1 protein-coding gene and 2 pseudogenes are annotated in these 3,894 nt (G+C 51.2%); all 3 read right to left on the bottom strand.

From position 1 onward, the window contains the following. Positions 1 to 597 precede the first annotated feature (597 nt). Positions 598 to 1,300: pseudogene (locus tag DW088_RS15570) on the bottom strand (IS3 family transposase); the annotation flags it as partial. A 186-nt stretch (positions 1,301 to 1,486) separates the two neighbouring features. Further along, positions 1,487 to 1,585, bottom strand: a pseudogene (locus DW088_RS16495) (hypothetical protein); the annotation flags it as partial. Between the two features lie 144 nt (positions 1,586 to 1,729). Further along, positions 1,730 to 3,616 carry an LTA synthase family protein gene (locus DW088_RS15560; RefSeq protein ID WP_118362004.1) on the bottom strand — a complete coding sequence of 629 codons (1,887 nt, stop codon included), beginning with the start codon at positions 3,614 to 3,616 and terminating at the stop codon, positions 1,730 to 1,732. Positions 3,617 to 3,894 lie beyond the last annotated feature (278 nt).

Genomic DNA, 3,894 nt, shown 5'->3' with positions numbered 1-3,894 from the left:
TAACTCAACGCCTACATCTAAAGCAGCAACGAAAGTTGCTGCTTTTTCTTTTTTTACAGAGATTTTGCAGGGGACACGAGTTGCGTCAGCAATACGTCCTGTCTGGGCGGCAGCCTTTTCTGCAGTGGTTTGCTGGTGGACTTGAACCGCGCAGGCGGTTCACCCTATCCGGGCGGAGCGTTTTTCGCTGAGATTTGGCGAGGAGTTCGCCGTACCACAGCGGTGGGGCAAGAGGGTAGACACCTACGGTTTCTACCCTCTTAGCTCCCATTTTCCTTTACTTCTTAGTTTGGCGCAGACCAGAAACCAGCGATCGCTCCGAAAAGGGGAACGGCAGAGGATCTTTTCTACTGTAGGGGAGCACAGTGTGCTCCCATTTCTCGACCTATTCGCAGTGTCAGATTCTTTGCTGCTATACATGCGGTTAAGTCTACGCAGGCGTGACATACCCGTGTCGCGCGAATTGTTTACGGGTGCTGGTGGCTGGGGCCTATCAGGTAAAGCACATGCTTGGACTTAGATGGATTTTAGATAATAAAAAGCGACTGCATATGAAGTGCCCCCAAAGGTTAGACAAAAATTCGTCGTAAAAATTGTTCAAGCAGCCGAAAGGGCTTGTTGTCTGTGAATTGCAGGCGGCAAGCCCTTTAGCTTTGCATTGATCCTGCGATTGTTGTAGTAGTCCAGATACTCAATGAGTTCCTGTTTGAAGTGTTCCATGGATTGAAATTCCTGCAGATAGAGCAGCTCGCTTTTGAGTATTCCAAAGCAATTTTCAATCACGGCATTGTCCAGGCAGTTTCCCTTGCGGCCCATACTTTGCCGGATGCCCTTCTCCCGGAGCATGCGCTGGTACTGCCAACCCTGGTCAGAATGGAGAATGAGGTCTGTACCATCAGGAATCTTTGCAAACGCCTTGTCCAACATAGTCATTACCATGCGCAGTACCGGACGGTCTGAAATCGTGTAGCTGACCAGATCGCTGCTGTGCAGGTCGAGGATGGGTGACAGGTAGAGTTTCTCCCAGAACAGGCTAAACTCCGTCACATCCGTGACCCACTTCTGATTGGGCTTGTCTGCATGAAAATCCCGATTTAACAGATTTGGTGCAACTTTACCCATATTTCCCTTGTAAGAACGGTATTTCTTCATTCGGACGCGGCAAATCAGCCCCAACATCTTCATAAGTCTTATGGTTCACGAGGAACTCTCGGCTGCGCAGCACTGTCGTAATCCGCCGGTAGCCGTATCTGCCCTTGTTTTCGTGGAAAATAGTTGTGATTTCTTCCTTAGTTTCTGAACTACCAGCGTTTTTTGTGCTGGCGTCGCTCGTCTTCCAAAACCAAGGCTTGCAAGTTTTTAGGTATTCATTCTCCGCACGCAGCCGCAGAACTTCTGCCAGCAGATCTTCTCCCCCCTCTTTCGGCAGCTTTCTTGGTCTGCCGCTGCTGCCGCGTTCGCGTCGTTCGATGGCAAAGCCTTCCGTCCCTTTCTCCAGATAGATTCGCTCCCAGTTTCTGACCTGAGTGGCACTTCTTACTTCAAATCGTCTCGCTGTTTCACAGTAACTCAACCTTTCTTCCATCATGGTTTCCACGACCAGCTTCTTAAATTCCGGCGTGTATCGTTTGTTCGGTTTTCCTCTTGACATAATAAATCACCCCATCTGTTAGATAGTGTATCATACTGTCTAACAAATGGGGTGCTGTTCAATAGCAGTCGCTTCTGTTTAATCGCCACTGGTTGCGTTTGCGGCGTCGCTTGAAGTTGTACTTGCCGGAGAGGCAAACAGTTCTGCTTGGCGTTCGTTGCCGCCAAACAGGTTGTTATATTGTACGCGCTCGTAATCTTTGATCAGCGGGGTAAATTTTGTGGTATCCAGATGGCTGTATGCGTTGCCTTCACTATCGAAATAGCCGGCAAAGGTCATCGCCGGAATGGTTTTCTGCAGATTCCACAGGTATTTTCCGTAGGCACTGGTTTCAATGCCTGCGTTGCGCAGCACATACTGAGCAAGGAAATTCAGGCTGGTGATCTTTGTCGAATCGCCGGTCAGCGGGTAATTGGCCCAGATGATGAATGGTACCTTAAACTTATCCATATATTGTGCCATGGTCATCTCGTCCTGCGTGACACCGTACGCCTTATCGAGAAATTCCTGCTCGACAGACGGCTGATGATCGCCGAACATAACGAGAATGGTCGGCTCAGTCTGTGACGAGAAGTAGTCGATCAGCTTTTTGAAGGCCTCATCGGTCTTATTGGCGAGCGTCAGATACTGCTCTGCCTTGGGGTACACGCCCGGCTCATCGGCGACCTGCACCTCAGCGGGGTAATCCTCAACCGTGTAGCTGCCGTGGTTCTGAATCGTCACATTGAACAGAAACAGCGGTGTGCTTTCGTCCTTATGCTCAAACTCCCAAATAATCTGCTCGAAGTCGGAATCGTCGCTGACGTAGCCATGCTCCTCGGTCTGCGGTACGTCCATGTCCTCGCCGCACTTGAATGAGTCGAAGCCCAGACGCGGATACGCGATATTACGCTGCCACGAGGTCCGCTCACCCGGATGAAACGCACGCGTCTCGTAGCCGTAGCCCTTGAGCAGCGTAGCCAATGAATCCGTCGGACCGAGAATGTACTGCTGATACGGGATACTGCCCGATGGCAGGAAGTTCATCGAATTACCGGTCAGAAACTCGAACTCGCTCGTGCTTGTGCCCGCGCCGAATACCGAGGTGTAGGCGTGGCCGTGAATCGCGTTCGACACGCTGTTGATGTAATTCATTGGGCTTTCTGTGAGTGTCAGATTGCCGAAGTCCTCAAAGTCCGCCCATGACTCATTCATAATAGCAACAATATTCGGGTGATCTACGCCGACATTCGGTGTCGGGTCATCCTCTGCACCATTCACAATAGCGTTGACGCGTTCCGGCGTGGTATCATCCGGTTTTTCCACTTCCATAAATTCGGTGTTTCGCAGAAATTCTGCAGCGGCACCGCCGGTCTGGTAAGCACCGAGCTGATCCCACACGTCGGTCTCTACGCCGAACATGCCCAGTATTTGCGGGTGGGCGATTGGGATGAGACACAGCAGACCGGCAATCAGCACGGAACCGCGGCGCAGCAGATCGCCTTTGCGCGGCCGAAAATGCCCCATCTTATAATAAGGGCGCAGCGCCCACGCAAGCAGTGTGATCAGCATAATGCAGATGGCGATTTGCCAGGTCATAGACAGGCTGTAACTGCCTGCAACGGCTACAGCGGTACCGAGTGCCTTAAAGTCCCACGGCAGAATAGGTGTGCCGCGGAAGACAGAAACGAAGTAATTCGCAGCGCCCCACATACCGGCCAGAATGTGCAGCAGCACGCAGCAGACCGCCGGATAGCCGATGATCGCACAGCCGATCCAGTAGAGTGCGCTCAGACACAGCCAGTTGGCCAGAGCCACGCCTACGCTCATATTCCACGGCGGAGAGCCGAGAACAAGCTGCATCAGCCAAAACGCGGTAAGCGGTGTCAGCAGCAGCAGGAGCAGCTTTTGCGCTCTTGCGTTTTGGCGCAGCGGAACATCACGCCGCGGCAGCAGTTGCCTGATCGGTGAACCAACTTTTTTCATAAACCGTTCTCCTTGTAAAAAAAGTTCCCACAAGAGCGGAATTATACACTAAATTGGGGAAAATGTCAAGGTTAGATGCGGCTTACAGGGTATGCGACAGGGACAAGCAGGTATACTACTATATGCAGGCACTGTGCGGCGCAAAAATAAATGAAAAAAGTGCTTGACATTTGCTGTCGGATTTGGTATTCTATTAAAGCTGTCTCTGAGAGACAAGCGCAAAACCGAAAGGTTTGGTTTAGAACCGATTGAGGTTCTGAAAAAGAATTTGAAAAAAG

This window comes from Butyricicoccus sp. AM05-1 (assembly GCF_003474415.1).
In the GTDB taxonomy this organism is placed as follows: Bacteria; Bacillota; Clostridia; order Oscillospirales; family Butyricicoccaceae; genus Agathobaculum; species Agathobaculum butyriciproducens.
The sequence above is the reverse complement of the archived record's forward strand: the minus strand, read 5'-3'. Positions and strand labels throughout refer to the sequence as shown.

Bases quoted from the DNA above. Each gene is read 5' to 3' on its own strand.
- DW088_RS15560 (WP_118362004.1), bottom strand. From the start codon at position 3,616: ATGAAAAAAGTTGGTTCACCGATCAGGCAACTGCTGCCGCGGCGTGAT.